The organism is Reyranella sp. CPCC 100927 (genome assembly GCF_007859315.1).
Lineage (GTDB): Bacteria > Pseudomonadota > Alphaproteobacteria > Reyranellales > Reyranellaceae > Vineibacter.
The window spans coordinates 16,591-31,190 of sequence record NZ_VOHA01000032.1; the positions used below are offsets into that span (position 1 = coordinate 16,591).

Consider the following 14,600-nt stretch of genomic DNA (forward strand, 5'->3'; position numbering starts at 1 on the left):
TTGGTGACTATGACCGTATGCGCCCCCTGGTGGATGGTGCGGTACGGATCGATGCGGTTGAACCCCAGTTCCTGCTGCTGGAACCGGAAGAGATCTTCTTTCGTGCTTTCCGCCATGTTGCGTTCGACATCTGCGAGCTTTCGCTGTCGAGCTTCTGCGTCAAGACCGCGGCAAACGACTGTCCCTATGTCGGCGTACCGATCTTCCCGTCGCGCGCTTTCCGCCACACGTCGATCTACGTCCGGACCGATCGCGGCATCCGCTCACCCGCCGACCTGAAGGGCAAGCGCATCGGCGTGCCGGAGTACCAGTTGACGGCCAATGTCTGGGCGCGGGCGATCCTGGCGGACGAATACGATGTTCAACCCAGCACCGTGCGCTGGGTACGCGGCGGCTATGAGCACGCCGGCCGCATCGAAAAGATCGCGGTGGCCCTGCCGGCCGACATCCGCATCGAAGACGCACCCGCCGGCAAGACGATTTCCGGCATGCTTGCCGATGGCGAGCTCGACGCCGTCATCGGACCCCGCGCGCCCTCGTGCTTTGAACGCGGCCATCCGCATGTCGGCTGGCTGTGGCGCGATCCGATGGCGGCCGCCATCGAATGGTACCAGCGGTATCGGGTATTTCCGATCATGCACCTGATCGGTATCCGACGGGCCCTGGTGGAGCAGCATCCCTGGCTGCCGGTTGCCGTCGCCAAGGCGTTCGAGGTGTCGAAGGCCCTGGCGCTGACACGACTGCGCGATACGTCAGCGACGAAGGTCACCCTGCCTTTCGTCGAAGAGCAATTGAGCAACGCCCGGCGATTGATGGGCGACGATTTCTGGTCCTACGGACTGGCAGCCAACCGCCACGTGCTGCAGCTGTTCCTGCGCCACCACCACGCGCAGGGTTTGTCGACGCGGCTCCTGGAGCCGCAGGAACTGTTCCACGCCACGACATGGGAGGGACACAAAATTTAGCGCCGGCGATGACGAACAACATAGGGAGCAAAGCGACCCATGAGGAGCGGCCAGCAGATCACACGTCGTGCATTGCTGTTGGCAGGCGCGGCGACCGGCCTCGTACCAGGGATGGCGTCGGCGCAGAACGCGGCGCAGATCGTGGTTCCCTATCCGCCGGGGGGCACGACCGACGTCACGGCGCGACTCATCGCCGTTCGGGCGTCACAGGAACTCGGACAATCGTGGGTGATCGACAACCGGTCGGGGGCCAACGGCACGATCGGCGCCAAGATCGTCGCCCTGGGCAAACCGGATGGCCATACGCTTCTCTATTCGAACGAGGTCCTGATCGTCCTGCATTTCGTGCAACGGGATCTGCCGCTGGACGCACTGATCGACCTCACCCCCATCATCCGCGCCTGCAGCATCCCCTACGTGCTGGTGGGCGCAACGGAGCACGCGGCCCGATCGAACGTGAACGCGTTGCTGGTCGCTCTGGCCAGTACGCCCGATCGGTTCCGCTTCGCCAGCTCTACGCTGGGTTCTGTCGGGCAATTCGCGGCGGCCGCGCTGGGTCAGAAGCTGGGCACCATGCCGCTCATCGTCAGCTATCGCGGTACGGCGCCGGCGGTCCAGGACCTGCTGGCGGGATCCGTCGAGTTGATGTTTGCCCCGCTGGGCGCCGTAGCGCCGCTGATCCAAGATGGAAAACTGATTGTCTTCGCCACAACGTCCGAGCAGCGGTTGGGCTTGTTGCCCGACGTGCCGACCTTGGTCGAACTGGGGTTCAAGGACATGGTGTTCGAGGGCTGGGCCGGCCTGTGGGGGCCCAAGGACGTGCCGGATGACATCGTTGCCCGGATCCACACCGCCGTCTCCGCGGCCGCCGAAAGCACGGAGGTGCAACGGCGGTTCAAGGAACTGGGCTGCATCACCGTGCGCGAAAGTCCGGCGCAGTTCGCCGAGCTCATCGAACGCGAGCACACACGCGCCGCGGAACTGGTCTTGGCGATGGGACTGACGCCGCAGTAGCCCCTCCTGGTCGTGCGGCTGTCGTCTCCATGCTGGCGTGGCATAATCCCTGCCATGGCGACAACCGAGGACGTCCACCCGACCGGCCCCGACGGGCGATCTGCGCCGATCCCGGAAACACCGGGGCCGCGACGGCCGGCACCCCCGACGCTGGCGGAAATCACCGGCCGCCTGCAGCCGCGCGGCGGCGTGCGGTTGCGATCGCTGGTGCTGATCCGGTGGATCGCGGTGGCAGGCCAAGCCTTTACCGCCGGCGTGGTCACCTGGGGCCTGGATTTCAGCTTCCCCGTCGTGCCGGTGGCTGCGGCCATCGCGCTGTCGGCGGCGCTCAATCTCGGATTCGAGCTTAGCCAGCCCGGCGCGACGCGACTCAACGATCGCGAAACAGCCGTGTTCCTCGGCTTCGATACGCTGCAGCTGACGTTCCTGCTGTTCTTCACGGGCGGCATCTCCAATCCGTTTTCGCTATTGATGCTGGCACCGGTCGCCATCGCCGGCTCGACACTGGGCGTGCGCAGCGTGGTCGTGCTGTCGGCGCTCAGCACGCTGTGCGCCGGGTTCGTGGCCGTCTTCCACTTCCCCCTGCCATGGGACGGCCCACCACCGGAATTGCCGCCGATCTACATGGTGGCGATCTGGGCCAGCTTGACGCTGTCGATCATCCTGATTGCGGTCTACACGTGGCGGGTCGCCGAAGAGGCCCGCCAGATGGGTGATGCGCTGGCCGCGGCGTCGGCGGCGCTGGCGCATGAGCAGCGCATGGCGTCGCTGGGCGCGCTGGCCGCCGCCGCCGCGCATGAGCTGGGCAGTCCCTTGTCAACCATCGCGCTGGTGGCACGCGAGATGCAGCGCGAGGTCGAGCATGACGACCCGCTCAAGCCTGATGTCGAACTGCTGGTCGAGCAATCGGAACGTTGCCGCGAGATCCTCACCCGCCTGACGGTCGACCCGGCGATCGACGTGTCGGAAGCCTACAGCGTGATCTCGGTGCCGACGCTGGTCGAGGCCGCCGCCGCGCCCTGGCATGATGGTGACGTCGAGATTGCCTATGTGCAGGCGCGCGCCGCCAGCGACGCGCCCGTCAGCCCGCCGGTCATGGTCCGCGGGCCGGAGTTCCTGCAAGGCATCGGCAATCTGGTCCATAACGCCACGGGTTTCGCACGCCAGCAGGTGACGGTGGCCACGCGCTGGACCCGCGACTGGGTTGAAGTCGAGGTTTTGGACGACGGGCCGGGTTTCCCAGAAACGCTGCTGGACGACCTGGGGGCGCCGTTCGTGTCGACACGGGCGGGCAGCCGGGGCCACATGGGCCTCGGTACTTTCATCGCCAAAACACTCCTGGAACGCACCGGGGCGACCGTGCAGTTCGGCAATCGGCCGGCGGCCGATGGCAGCGGAGCCCGGGTGACCGTGCGCTGGCGCAACCCCGTGTTCCGGGATACATAATGTTGTCATCCGTGTGGATCGGATGGCCTGGTGCCAGGGAGGGATGATTGACGCAGGATGCCACGACGGACAAAGCTGCCGAGCGCACCATCCTGATCGCCGACGACGACGCACCTCTGCGTACGCGCCTGGCACGGGCGTTGGAGCAGCGCGGCTATACGGTGATTGCCGCCGGCAGCGTCGCCGAGGCCATGGCCTACGTCGACAAACCACCAGGGTTCGCCGTACTGGACATGCGGCTGGGCGACGGCAGCGGCTTGGAACTGGTCAGCGCCTTGCGCAAGGCACGTCCCGACATCCGCATCGTCATGCTGACCGGCTACGGCAACATCGCCACGGCCGTCGCGGCCGTCAAGGAAGGCGCCATCGACTACCTTGCCAAGCCGGCCGACGCGGACCAGATCGAAGCGGCGCTCATGGCGACCGGCACCCGCCTGCCGCCGCCACCTTCCAATCCCATGCCGGCCGATCGCGTGCGCTGGGAGCACATCCAGCGCGTGTTCGAACAATGCGACCGGAATGTCTCGGAGACGGCGCGCCGCCTCAACATGCACCGTCGTACCCTGCAGCGCATCCTGGGCAAGCACGCGCCCAAGGAGCAGTGATCTTTATGCGATCAATCGCTTCATCTGCGGTGCGCGAATCGGCCGTCCTGTCAGGAATGCGCTGAACGATCGGCGCCAACGACTTGAGAACACGGTGGACTTTGCGCCGCGCATAGAGGTGGCACGGCTTTCCTCGTCGCGCTGATGCGAACTTGCCGGGTCTGCCGTTAGGGCGCTCTATGTCGACGGGTACAAGTGGCGAGCACCTCAACGAACGACCATTCAGGACGGACCACCATCAAGAAAGAAGTTGGATATGGATTGGGACTCCGGCCAGGAAGTATGCGGTAAGACGGCCGGAAGGGCACGCGCGCACGCACGCATAGAGGCTGCGCTGGAGAAGCTGTTTCTGGCGAAGACTCCTGTTCTCACACTTGTGCTGCTGGCCGGATTGCCCACGCTGGCAGCGACGTGGCTTCTGCTGTCGCCAGCCCAGCTGCTGTCACGTGAAATGACGTGGGATCTGTTGTTCAACCTGGCCGGCGCATGGGCTGTTCACACCGGGCAAACGCCACATGTGGATTTCCACGACCCGCTGGGCGCGCTCAATTTCGCGCTCACCCACCTGGGCTTCTACGTCACCGGCGTCAACCCACTGGCCTTCCTGGTCGCGCAGTGCATCGTCCTTGTCTTCACCTTCCTGACCGCCCTGGCCGCAACGCACAGTCGCCTGCCACCGATCCCGGCTGCCGTGTTCGTCCTCTATGTCTCGGCGTTGGTTCTCATGCCGACGAATGTCGGCGACATGACCAACGTCTACTCCTTCGCGATGTCGTACAATCGATGGTGCTGGAGCACACTATCGACCTTATGCCTCATCGTGTTCGTGCCACCACGCACAGGCCAACCGGCCTCGGTACTCGACGCAGCGACAGTGGGCCTCCTGCTCGTTGCCATGTTCTATCTCAAGCTCACCTATGCCGCGGTCGGCCTGACCGCCCTGATTCTGGCTCTGGTGATTTCAAGTCATATTCATCGCCGGTGGCGGCTATGGACCGGCGTTGCCGCGCTGGTTCTCGTCAATGTCGTCGCACCCTACAACCACGCGTACCTGGCCGACTTCTGGCATGCCGTCAACTCGGGCTACGTGCGAAGCTTCGTGCTCGGCTACGTTCGGCTCTTCTTCAATGACGAGGCCGAGTTCGCCATCCACCTTGGCGCCATGGCGCTGCTGGTGTGGCTATGGCTGCGCGGATCGACATCACTGCGCCCCATGGTCGCGGCAGGTTTCATGCTGTGCACGGGCGCGTTCTTGCTGTCGCAAAACGCCCAAACGGCCGGCATACCGCTCGGCATTGTCATTGCCTGCCTGCTCTACAGTATCGTGAGTGACATGAAGCCGGCGGCGCGGCCGCTGATCAGAACCACGCTGGTGCTGGCGACGATCCTGCTGTTTCCCATTCTGTCGATTGGATCGAGCGCTGCGACGATCTTCGGATACCATATGGCCGCCCAGCGGGACGCGCGGTTGCTGGTCGTCGACCACACGAACCTGCGTGGTCTTGCCGTGCCGCAAGACGAAGACACATCGCCCGACACCATCACCGTGAGCGAGGTACCGCACGAGATTCTCAGCAGCCCCATCCTCAGCTCGGCGCGCGAAACACGTCCCCGCTACGAGCTTACGCAGGCCGAGTATGTCGAAAGCCTACTCGAAGCCGCGGCGTTCTTCGTTGATGGACAATACGGCCGCCCCAAAATCTACGTCCTCGATCAGGTCAATCCGTTGCCGTTCATCCTCGGGTACCCCGCACCGCGCGGCATCAATCTGTGGTCGGTACCCGACGACCGACCCGCCGAGGTCCTTTTCGGTGATGTCGACTATCTCCTGCTGCCCAAGTACCCCACGCACCGACGAGACCTTGTCGCGGCCTTGACCAAGCACAGCCGATACTTTGCAGCCAACTTTGCCGTTTTTCGCCAGACGCCGAAGTGGACCATTCTCAACCGCCGCTAGGGCGACCGTTCGCAACGGTCGGCTTGGCACGGCGGGGCCAGACAAATCCGTCAGGATCGAGCACACCGCGCGCCACCAGTGAGTCCCACGCTTGTTGGGGCGTGTCGACGACGTCGAACAGGCCGAGGTCCTCCCTGGCGATCACACCCGTCTCGACCAGCCAGTCAAAATTGACGGCCTTGCGCCAGAAATCCCTGCCGACGAGAACCACCGGGGCCCGTCTTCCCTTGCCGGTTTGCTGAAGAGTCAGGATTTCGAACAGCTCATCGAACGTGCCGAAGCCGCCGGGAAAGATCGCCAGCGCCCGCGCGCGCATGGCGAAGTGCATCTTGCGCATCGCGAAATAGTGGAACTGGAAGGTCAGTTCCGGCGTCGAGTACCGATTAGGCTCTTCCTCGTGCGCCAGCACGATATTGAAACCGATCGACGGTGCGCCGGCATCAGCCGCGCCACGGTTGGCCGCCTCCATGATGCCGGGTCCACCGCCGGTGGCAATGACGTTGAAATGCTCACCGTCCTTGGGTGCCAGCGCCCCGCCCTGCTCCGACGCCAGGCGCGCAAAGGTGCGGGCGCTGTCATAGTAAGGAGCCAGGGCCGTGAGACGATCGAGCTTCGCCACCGCCTCCTTGCCCTGTGCCGACGCGCGCAAGGCCGCGAGCCGCTCGGGAGAGGGTACGCGCGCACTGCCGAAAGCGATGATCGTCGAGCGGATCTTCCAGTCGCGCAGGATCAGCTCGGCTTTTTCGTACTCCAGGGCGAAACGCATGCCGCGCAGTTCGTCGCGCCGCAGGAAAGCGCCATCATCGACCGCCAGGGCGAAACTGCGCGAGGATTTCTGGGGGCTCTTGCTCGACATGGCGGGGACTCGGAAAAAAGGATATTGCGCAGTGTAACGCCAAAATCTGACCGTCGGCGAACGTCCTGCAATGACAGGAGGGCGGCGAGTCCGGCTATAATGCCTGCGCGACGGAGGTGGCCATGCGGCTCGACGACACGCCCGAAAGCCAGAACGTAGAGGATTTGCGCGACAGCGACGCCACCGGCGGTGGGCCGATGGGCGGCGGCTTCGGCGGCGGCAGCAGCGGGGGTGGTTTCCCGATCCCGATCGGCGGTGGCGGCATCGGGCTGGTCATCCTGGTCGTGGCGGCGCTGTTCTTCGGCTTCGACCCGATGGCGCTGCTGGGTGGTGGCGGTGGCGGCGGTGGCGGGCAATTCCAGCCGGCGCCGCCCCAGATGCGGCCGCCGCCGCAAGGCCAGCAACAGGGCACCCGCCCCGGCCAACCGGCGGGACGCGACGATGAAATGCGCCGGTTCGTGGCCCGCGTGCTGGGCAGCACCGAGGAAGTCTGGGACCAGCAGCTGCCGCGCCAGGCGAACCGGCAATACGCCAAGCCGACCCTGGTGCTGTTCTCCGGTGCCGTGCGTTCGGCGTGCGGCATGGCCGACGCTGCCGTCGGGCCGTTCTACTGCCCGGGCGATCAGCGCCTCTACATCGATCTTTCCTTCTACGATCAACTGGCGCGGCGTTTCGGCGCGCCCGGCGACTTCGCCCAGGCCTATGTGATCGGCCACGAAATCGGCCACCACATCCAGAACCTGCTCGGCATCCTGCGCAAGGTTCAGGAAGCCCAGGGACGCATGAGCAAGACGCAGGCGAACGCCGTGCAGGTGCGCGTCGAACTGCAGGCCGACTGCTTCGCCGGCGTATGGGCATTCCACGCCAACCAGCGCCGCAAGATCCTCGAGCCGGGCGACGTCGAGGAAGCCCTTACGGCCGCCGCCGCCATCGGCGATGACCGCCTGCAGCGCCAAGCCCGCGGCTACGTGCAACCCGAGAGCTTCACGCACGGCACGTCGGCGCAACGCCAGCGCTGGTTCACGCGCGGCCTGCAGTCGGGTGACCTGCGCGGCTGCGACACGTTCAACACGCAGGAGCTGTGATGCCTGCGGCGGACGCGCAAGACATCGCGTTTCTGCGCGAGGCGATCCGCCTGTCGCGGAAAAAGATGGACGCTGGCCAGGGCGGACCGTTCGGTGCGGTGGTGGTGCGCGATGGCGCGGTCATCGCCCGCGGCTGGAACCAGGTGACATCGGCGCACGATCCGACCGCCCATGCCGAGGTCACGGCCATCCGTGCCGCATGCCAGGCGCTGGGCCATTTCGAGCTGCGGGGCTGCACGCTTTATACCAGCTGCGAGCCCTGCCCGATGTGCCTGGGCGCCATCTACTGGGCCCGACCCGATCGCGTCGTCTACGCCAACACGCGCCAGGAGGCGGCCGCCATCGGCTTCGACGACGATTTCATCTACCGCGAGGTGCCGCTGCCGCCGGATGCCCGCACGCTCGCCTTCGTGCACCTGCCCTCGGACGAGGCGCGCGCCGTCTTCAAGGCGTGGGACGAAAAGCCCGACAAGATCCGGTATTGAACATGCTCCCGGGAGCGCGGACCTCCGGCCCGCTCATACCTGGCAAAAGCGAGGCCTCGGCAATCTTGCCGCCACCCACCTCATCCTGGCTGTCGTTCACACATTGTCACTGCGATTGAACCGCGAGAAACACGATTATTCCTGGGAGCGCGGGCGTCCCGCCCGCTCATGTCGGGCGAAAGCAAAGCTTTCGCCTTGATGCGGGCGGGACGCCCGCGCTCCCAGGTCAGTGACTACTTGGCGCGGGCCTTCTTCTCGTCACCGAGCGCCGTCGGTACCGCGGCCGATGCCGCGGCAAAACGCGGTGCGGCGGTGACCTTGAGCGCTTCTGCGGCCGCCTTGTTCTCCATGATCTTGGCCATGATGGCCTGGCCCGCCCGGTCGAACACGGCGCGATTGTCGATCAGGAATTTCTGCGACTCGCGCAGCTTCGTGACGTAGCCGTTGATCTGCGGAATGACGTAGCGCGCCACCAGATCCCAGCTGCGCATGGTGTTTTCCGGGTTCGCCCAGTCATGCACGAAGCCGATCACGCTGCCGAAACCACCGCTCTTTTCGTAAACCGACTTGATCATCGCCACGAGATCGTCGGGCGTGCCGATCACCGAGGCGGCGCCGTCGACGAACGCGGTCTTGTCAACACCGTCGTCGGGCGTGCTGAACGCTTCGGATCCGGGACGCTGCAGCGTTCCAACGATGTATTCGTTGTGCCAGCGGAACAGGCCGTGCTTGGCCTCTTCGCGCGCCTTCTCGCGTGTTTCGGCGATATGCCAGCTGAGCAGCACGCGCCACTGCTTGCGGTTGACTGTGGTGCCATGCTTCTGGGCCGCAGCTTCGGCGAAACCCCACTGCGTGGGCAGCGACAGCAGTCCCTGCTCCGACATCGAGCCCAGCGAGATGATTCCGATGCCGTACTTGCCGGCCAAGGTCATGCCCGAGGGGCTGATCTGCGAGGCGACGACGAACTCCATGTCCTCCTGCACCGGCAGCAGCTGAAGGGCGGCGTCCTGCAAGGTGTACCAGTCGGTCTTGTGCGTGACGCGCTCGCCCTTGAACAGGCGGCGAATGATGCCGATCGCCTCGTCCTGGCGGTCACGCTGGACCATGGGATCGATGCCCAGCGTATGCGCATCGGACGGCAGGGCACCCGGACCGGACCCGAAGATGGCACGGCCGCCGGTCATATGGTCGAGCTGCACCATGCGCTGCGCGACATTGTACGGGTGGTGATAGGGCAGCGAGATGACGCCGGTGCCGAGCTTGATCCGCTTGGTGCGTTCGCCCGCCACCGCCAGGAACATCTCGGGCGACGCGATCATCTCCCAGCCGGACGAGTGGTGTTCGCCGCACCAGAATTCGTCGAAGCCCAGTTCGTCGATGTGCTCGACGAACTTCAGGTCACGGCGGAACTGCAGGACGGGATTTTCCCCGATGGGATGATGGGGAGCGAGGAACGCACCAAAGCCGAGACGCGTCATGACAACCTCCTGACCTGATGGGAATGAGGCGGCCGCCATGGCTCGGCCGCACCTGTGCCCCATCTCTCTACGCTGCCGCGACCTCGCTCTCAATCAGATCGCCCAATTTCGCGATCGCCGCTTCGCGCAGATGAGGGCCGTACTGGGTCGGGAACAGCTGGTTGGTCCCGTGATAGTCGCGCAGTACCTGCCGCGCCACGGTGATCTTGTGCACTTCCGTCGGTCCGTCGGCGAGGCCCATGTGGAAGCTTTCGATCACCTGTTCGGCGAACGGCATGTCCGGCGTCACGCCCAGCGAGCCATGCAGATGCAGCGCCCGGGCTGCAACATCGTGAAAGACCTTCGGCATCAGTGCCTTCACCGCCGAGATGTCTTTGCGAACCTGGCGATAGTCCTTGTACTTGTCGATCTTCCATGCGGTCTGCAGTACCAGCAGGCGAAACTGCTCGATCTCCATCCAACTGTCGGCGATCTTTTCCTGGACCATCTGCTTGTCAGCCAGCAGAGAGCCCTGGGTTTCGCGTGACAACACCCGTTCGCACATCATGTCGAACGACTTCTTCACCTGGCCGATGGTGCGCATCGCGTGGTGGATGCGGCCGCCGCCGAGGCGGGTCTGGGCCACGACGAAACCGTCACCGCGCTCGCCCAGCATGTGGTCGCGGGGAATCCGCACGTTGTTGTAGCGCAGATAGGCGTGGCCGGGTTGTGCGTGATGGCCGACAGGCATGTTGCGGATCATCTCGATGCCGGGCGTCTCGGCCGGCACGATGAACTGCGACAGGCGGCGATAGGGTGGCGCCTGAGGATCAGTCACCGCCATGACGATCAGGAAGCTCGCGAGATGGGCATGGGACGAGAACCACTTCTCGCCGTTGATCACCCATTGATCGCCGTCCAGCTCCGCGCGGCAGGTGAAGACCTTGGGATCGGCGCCGCCCTGCGGCTCGGTCATCGAGAAGCACGAGACGATCTCGTTATCCAGCAGGGGCTTGAGGTACTTCCGCTTCTGCTCGGCCGTGCCGTAGTGGGCCAGGATCTCGGCATTGCCGCTGTCCGGCGCCTGGCAGCCGAAGACGATCGGCCCGAAGCGCGAGCGTCCGAGGATTTCATTGAGCAGACCAAGCTTCACCTGGCCGTAGCCCTGGCCGCCCAGCTCCGAGCCGAGATGGCAGGCCCACAGTCCCTGGCGCCGCACCTCGGCCTGCAACGGCTTGACCGCCTTGTTCCGCTTCTCGTTCCTGACGTCATAGGTCTGGACACCGAGATGATCGAGCGGCTCGACCTCCTCTTTCACAAAACGCGTCACCCAATCCAGCTTCTCCTGGTAGTCGGGATCGGTTTCGAAACTCCACATGGCGTCTCTCTCGCATGTCGTCCATCGCGGCGGCGGGCACATTGGCGCGCTTCATCGCAGCCGTTCCAATTGATTATTCTTTCGGGATCGATCCAGAATCTTTATGGATCGTATAGGGACTGCCCGCCATGGACCTCGACGCCAAGCCGTACCGTGCCTTCATCACCATTGCCGAGGAACGCTCGTTCGGCCGGGCCGCCGCGCGGCTCAACATGTCGCAGCCGGCACTGTCGACGCAGATCCGGGAATTCGAGCGCCGTCTCGGCTTTCCGCTGTTCAAGCGCACCAGCCGCAGTGTCGAGCTGTCGGCGCAAGGCCGCCTTTTCCTCGGCAACGCACGGCGCATACTGGCCGAGACCGATGCCGTGCGCACCGCCGCACGCGCCATCCAGACCAACGAACTGACCATCGGCGCCACCATCCAGACCGTGCTGGTTGCCGAACGGGTCGCACTGCTGGAACGTTTTCTCCTGCAGCAGCCCGACATCCCGCTGCGCATCACCAACGATACGGATGTGCGACTCCTGGCCGCCGTGGCGCGGCGCGAAATCGATCTGGCGCTGCTGATCGAACCGATGCTGGGCGGCGTTCCGACCTATTCGCCACTCGACGCCGCCAACACGGCTGCGGCCGACCTCGACCGCCTGCTTCTGCGCCATCGCCGGATCGAAATCCTGCTACCGCGTGAACATCCAGCCAGCCGGCGGGCTTCCGTGCCACTGTCGGCCCTGAAGAATGTGCCGGTCGCAACGTTCGATCGCACCCACGGCATTGCGCTGACCGACGCGATCGGGCGGCACCTGCGCGACGCCGGCGCCATCATCCTGCGGCCACCGGAACGCAATGCGCTGGCGGTCGAACGCTACGGCGCCGTCAAGCGCGTGCCGGCGATGAGCCTCGGGTGGTTTGGCCGGGCCCATCTCAAGGGCCTGGCCCCAATGGTCAGTCGTCCCCTCGAAGGCCTGGACGCCGCAAGCTGCCTGACGCTGCTGCGGGCAAAAGGCGACGAGCGCTCAGCCGCGACCGTCTTCTGGAAGATGGCCGCGGCGCGCGCCGCATGATCAGACGTAAGTGATCGCCACCGTGCCGCAGGTCTCGACGGTACCGATCAGCGTGTCGCCGGCCACGACCGGTCCGACCCCTTCAGGTGTGCCGGTGTAGATCAGGTCACCGGGTCCCAGCGTGACCAAACCGGACAGGTAGGCGATCGTCTCCGGCACGTTCCAGATCAGCTCCTTCAGGTCGGCGTGCTGCTTGGTCTTGCCCGAGACGTCGAGCTTAATCTCGCCCGCCGCGGGATGACCGATCTGCGTGGCGCGATAGAGGTGACCGATCGGCGCCGATTGATCGAAGCCCTTGCCCATGTCCCACGGCCGGCCCTTGTCGCGGGCGGCGTTCTGCAGGTCGCGGCGTGTCATGTCGAGCCCGGCGGCATAGCCATAGACATGGTCCAGCGCCTTCTCGACGCTGATATTGGCGCCACCCGTGCCGATCGCCACCACCAGCTCCATCTCGTGGTGCAGGTTCTTGGTCGCCGGCGGATAGGGGATGCGAACCGGGTTCTTGGGATCCGCGGCGACAACGACCGCATCGCTGGGCTTGGCGAAAAAGAACGGCGGCTCGCGGTCCGGATCGCCGCCCATCTCGCGGGCATGGGCCGCATAGTTGCGGCCGACGCAGTAGATGCGCCGCACCGGAAACAAATCCGAGGTTCCGATGACCGGTATGCCGGGAATTGACGGCGGCGGAACGACATAGGCCATGGAAATCTCTCCCGAAGTGTTCGCCGCAGGCTTAGCGCAGGCCCAGGGTGGCGGGCAAGCGATTGAGGCAAAAGCCCTGTCGAACGTTAGGGTCTGCTTTCCGCGGCGGTGCGTTGACACGCTCTCGGGCCCCGGCGTCCAATTCCGACGATGACCTGGCCGCACCGCTGGAAGGACCCCGCTCGATGAAGTTCGGCATCTTCTATGAACACCAACTCCCCAGACCCTGGACCGAACGCGGTGAATACCAGTTGCTGCAGGATTCGCTGACCCAGATCGAGCTGGCCGACCGCTTGGGCTATGATTACGCCTGGGAGGTGGAGCATCACTTCCTCGAGGAATATTCGCACTCCTCGGCACCGGAAGTGTTCCTGGGCGCGGCCAGCCAGCGCACCAAACGCATCCGGCTGGGACATGGTGTCGTGCAGCTCACCACCAACCAGCCCCACCGCGTCGCCGAGCGGGTGGCGACACTCGATCTGCTGTCCGACGGCCGGGTCGATCTCGGCATGGGCGAGGCGGCAGGTCCCGCGGAGTTGCATCCGTTCAACGTCCGGGTACGCGACAAGCGCGAGCGCTGGGAGGAAGCCGTCAAGGCTATCGTCCCGATGTTCACCAAGGAGAGCTGGGAATTCCACGGCCAGTACCATGATTTCCCGGCCCGCAACGTCATTCCCAAGCCCTACCAGAAGCCGCATCCGCCGCTGTGGGTGGCCTGCTCCAACATCCAGACCATCGGCAAAGCCGGGGAATGGGGCATGGGTGCGCTGGGCTTTACCTTCGTGACGCCGGAGGCCGCCCGTGCCTGGGTGCACAAATACTACAACAACCTGCTGAACAACCCCGGCAAGCTGACCGACTACCCGGCCAATCCCAACATCGCCATGGTGGCAGGCTTCATGTGCGCGCCGACCGACGAGGAAGCCCTCGCCAAGGCATCGGGCTGGACCTTTTTCATCTTCGCGCTCTCCTACTACGGCCGCAAAGGAGTCGATGCGCCCGGCACCAGCGACCTGTGGCGCGAATATCAGAGTTGGCGCGGCGGGCCGGAGGAGAAGAAGGCGCTGGACGCCGGCCTGATCGGCTCACCCGAGACCATCCGCAAGAAGCTGCGCCTGTTCCAGCAAAGCCGGGTCGACCAGGTGATCCTGCTGAACCAGGCCGGCAAGACCAGCCACCAGGATATCTGCGATTCGCTGGAGCTGTTCGCGCGCGAGGTGATGCCCGAGTTCCACGCCGCCGAGGCCGAGCACCAGCAATGGAAGCAGAAAGTGCTGGCGCGCGAGATCGTGCTCGAGGAACTCGACACCCAGCGCTACGACATCTTCGCCCACCAGAACGAGCACATCGTGCGACTGACGCCCGAGCAGCTGAAAGCACGGATGGCGGAAAAGGAAGCCGCCGCAAAGAAGGCGGCTTCCGGCGACTAGGCAACCCTCTCCGCCCACGCAGTGGGGGGAGAGGGAGGGGCCCATCGCGTGAGCGATGGGAGGGTGAGGTAGGCGCCGAACAAGGACGTGATCTCGCGAGCGAAACCGCGTGGGTTCAGACCACCCACCTCACCCTCCCACGCTGCGCGTGGGCCCCTC

At 65.0% G+C, this 14,600-nt stretch carries 13 protein-coding genes; 9 read left to right on the forward strand and 4 right to left on the reverse strand.

Annotated features, from left to right (window positions below; genetic code table 11):
• Positions 1–17: 17 nt before the first annotated feature.
• From FQU96_RS38755 to FQU96_RS38775, 5 genes are all read left to right on the forward strand, one after another.
• Positions 18–965: an ABC transporter substrate-binding protein gene (locus tag FQU96_RS38755; protein WP_255468835.1), complete on the forward strand. Its 948-nt coding sequence runs from the start codon at positions 18–20 to the stop codon at positions 963–965.
• Positions 966–1,004: 39 nt separating this feature from the next.
• A complete protein-coding gene (locus FQU96_RS38760) occupies positions 1,005–1,979 on the forward strand; it encodes a tripartite tricarboxylate transporter substrate binding protein (protein ID WP_146546784.1) in 975 nt (324 codons plus the stop codon).
• 54 nt (positions 1,980–2,033) lie between these two features.
• Positions 2,034–3,425: an ActS/PrrB/RegB family redox-sensitive histidine kinase gene (locus FQU96_RS38765; RefSeq protein WP_146546785.1), complete on the forward strand. Its 1,392-nt coding sequence runs from the start codon at positions 2,034–2,036 to the stop codon at positions 3,423–3,425.
• A 47-nt stretch (positions 3,426–3,472) separates the two neighbouring features.
• Positions 3,473–4,030, forward strand: coding sequence for an ActR/PrrA/RegA family redox response regulator transcription factor (locus tag FQU96_RS38770; protein ID WP_146546786.1), 558 nt, complete (start codon positions 3,473–3,475; stop codon positions 4,028–4,030).
• Positions 4,031–4,286: 256 nt separating this feature from the next.
• Positions 4,287–5,987, forward strand: a complete 1,701-nt coding sequence (locus tag FQU96_RS38775; RefSeq protein WP_146546787.1) for a hypothetical protein — start codon at positions 4,287–4,289, stop codon at positions 5,985–5,987.
• On the opposite strand, the gene FQU96_RS38780 is transcribed toward FQU96_RS38775, so the two are convergent.
• Entirely contained in the window at positions 5,974–6,843 is an 870-nt protein-coding gene (locus FQU96_RS38780; RefSeq protein WP_146546788.1) for a TIGR00730 family Rossman fold protein, read from the reverse strand. The two genes, FQU96_RS38775 and FQU96_RS38780, sit on opposite strands and share 14 nt — an antisense overlap.
• Positions 6,844–6,965: 122 nt before the next feature.
• Here FQU96_RS38780 and FQU96_RS38785 point away from each other — a divergent pair, with 122 nt between their 5' ends.
• Positions 6,966–7,928: a neutral zinc metallopeptidase gene (locus tag FQU96_RS38785; protein WP_146546789.1), complete on the forward strand. Its 963-nt coding sequence runs from the start codon at positions 6,966–6,968 to the stop codon at positions 7,926–7,928.
• Positions 7,928–8,413 (forward strand): nucleoside deaminase, encoded by a 486-nt coding sequence (locus tag FQU96_RS38790; RefSeq protein ID WP_146546790.1) that lies wholly within the window; start codon positions 7,928–7,930, stop codon positions 8,411–8,413. Before FQU96_RS38785 ends, FQU96_RS38790 begins: the two co-directional genes overlap by 1 nt.
• Before the next feature lie 233 nt (positions 8,414–8,646).
• Here FQU96_RS38790 and FQU96_RS38795 read toward each other — a convergent pair whose 3' ends face one another.
• Positions 8,647–9,891: an LLM class flavin-dependent oxidoreductase gene (locus FQU96_RS38795; protein ID WP_146546791.1), complete on the reverse strand. Its 1,245-nt coding sequence runs from the start codon at positions 9,889–9,891 to the stop codon at positions 8,647–8,649.
• A 67-nt stretch (positions 9,892–9,958) separates the two neighbouring features.
• Complete coding sequence (locus tag FQU96_RS38800) at positions 9,959–11,248, reverse strand: acyl-CoA dehydrogenase family protein (protein WP_146546792.1); 1,290 nt, start codon at positions 11,246–11,248, stop codon at positions 9,959–9,961.
• Between the two features lie 128 nt (positions 11,249–11,376).
• Here FQU96_RS38800 and FQU96_RS38805 point away from each other — a divergent pair, with 128 nt between their 5' ends.
• Positions 11,377–12,309 carry a LysR family transcriptional regulator gene (locus tag FQU96_RS38805; protein ID WP_146546793.1) on the forward strand — a complete coding sequence of 311 codons (933 nt, stop codon included), beginning with the start codon at positions 11,377–11,379 and terminating at the stop codon, positions 12,307–12,309.
• Here FQU96_RS38805 and FQU96_RS38810 read toward each other — a convergent pair whose 3' ends face one another.
• Entirely contained in the window at positions 12,310–13,011 is a 702-nt protein-coding gene (locus tag FQU96_RS38810; protein WP_146546794.1) for a fumarylacetoacetate hydrolase family protein, read from the reverse strand.
• A gap of 185 nt (positions 13,012–13,196) precedes the next feature.
• Here FQU96_RS38810 and FQU96_RS38815 point away from each other — a divergent pair, with 185 nt between their 5' ends.
• Positions 13,197–14,441 (forward strand): LLM class flavin-dependent oxidoreductase, encoded by a 1,245-nt coding sequence (locus FQU96_RS38815; protein WP_146546795.1) that lies wholly within the window; start codon positions 13,197–13,199, stop codon positions 14,439–14,441.
• Positions 14,442–14,600: the final 159 nt, after the last annotated feature.

Excerpts from the sequence above, each read along its gene's own strand:
- FQU96_RS38805 (WP_146546793.1), top strand. The coding sequence starts at position 11,377 with ATGGACCTCGACGCCAAGCCGTACCGTGCCTTCATCACCATTGCCGAG.
- FQU96_RS38795 (WP_146546791.1), bottom strand. The coding sequence starts at position 9,891 with ATGACGCGTCTCGGCTTTGGTGCGTTCCTCGCTCCCCATCATCCCATC.
- FQU96_RS38790 (WP_146546790.1), top strand. The coding sequence starts at position 7,928 with ATGCCTGCGGCGGACGCGCAAGACATCGCGTTTCTGCGCGAGGCGATC.
- FQU96_RS38765 (WP_146546785.1), top strand. The coding sequence starts at position 2,034 with ATGGCGACAACCGAGGACGTCCACCCGACCGGCCCCGACGGGCGATCT.
- FQU96_RS38755 (WP_255468835.1), top strand. The coding sequence starts at position 18 with ATGCGCCCCCTGGTGGATGGTGCGGTACGGATCGATGCGGTTGAACCC.
- FQU96_RS38785 (WP_146546789.1), top strand. The coding sequence starts at position 6,966 with ATGCGGCTCGACGACACGCCCGAAAGCCAGAACGTAGAGGATTTGCGC.
- FQU96_RS38760 (WP_146546784.1), top strand. The coding sequence starts at position 1,005 with ATGAGGAGCGGCCAGCAGATCACACGTCGTGCATTGCTGTTGGCAGGC.
- FQU96_RS38800 (WP_146546792.1), bottom strand. The coding sequence starts at position 11,248 with ATGTGGAGTTTCGAAACCGATCCCGACTACCAGGAGAAGCTGGATTGG.
- FQU96_RS38810 (WP_146546794.1), bottom strand. The coding sequence starts at position 13,011 with ATGGCCTATGTCGTTCCGCCGCCGTCAATTCCCGGCATACCGGTCATC.
- FQU96_RS38780 (WP_146546788.1), bottom strand. The coding sequence starts at position 6,843 with ATGTCGAGCAAGAGCCCCCAGAAATCCTCGCGCAGTTTCGCCCTGGCG.
- FQU96_RS38815 (WP_146546795.1), top strand. The coding sequence starts at position 13,197 with ATGAAGTTCGGCATCTTCTATGAACACCAACTCCCCAGACCCTGGACC.
- FQU96_RS38775 (WP_146546787.1), top strand. The coding sequence starts at position 4,287 with ATGGATTGGGACTCCGGCCAGGAAGTATGCGGTAAGACGGCCGGAAGG.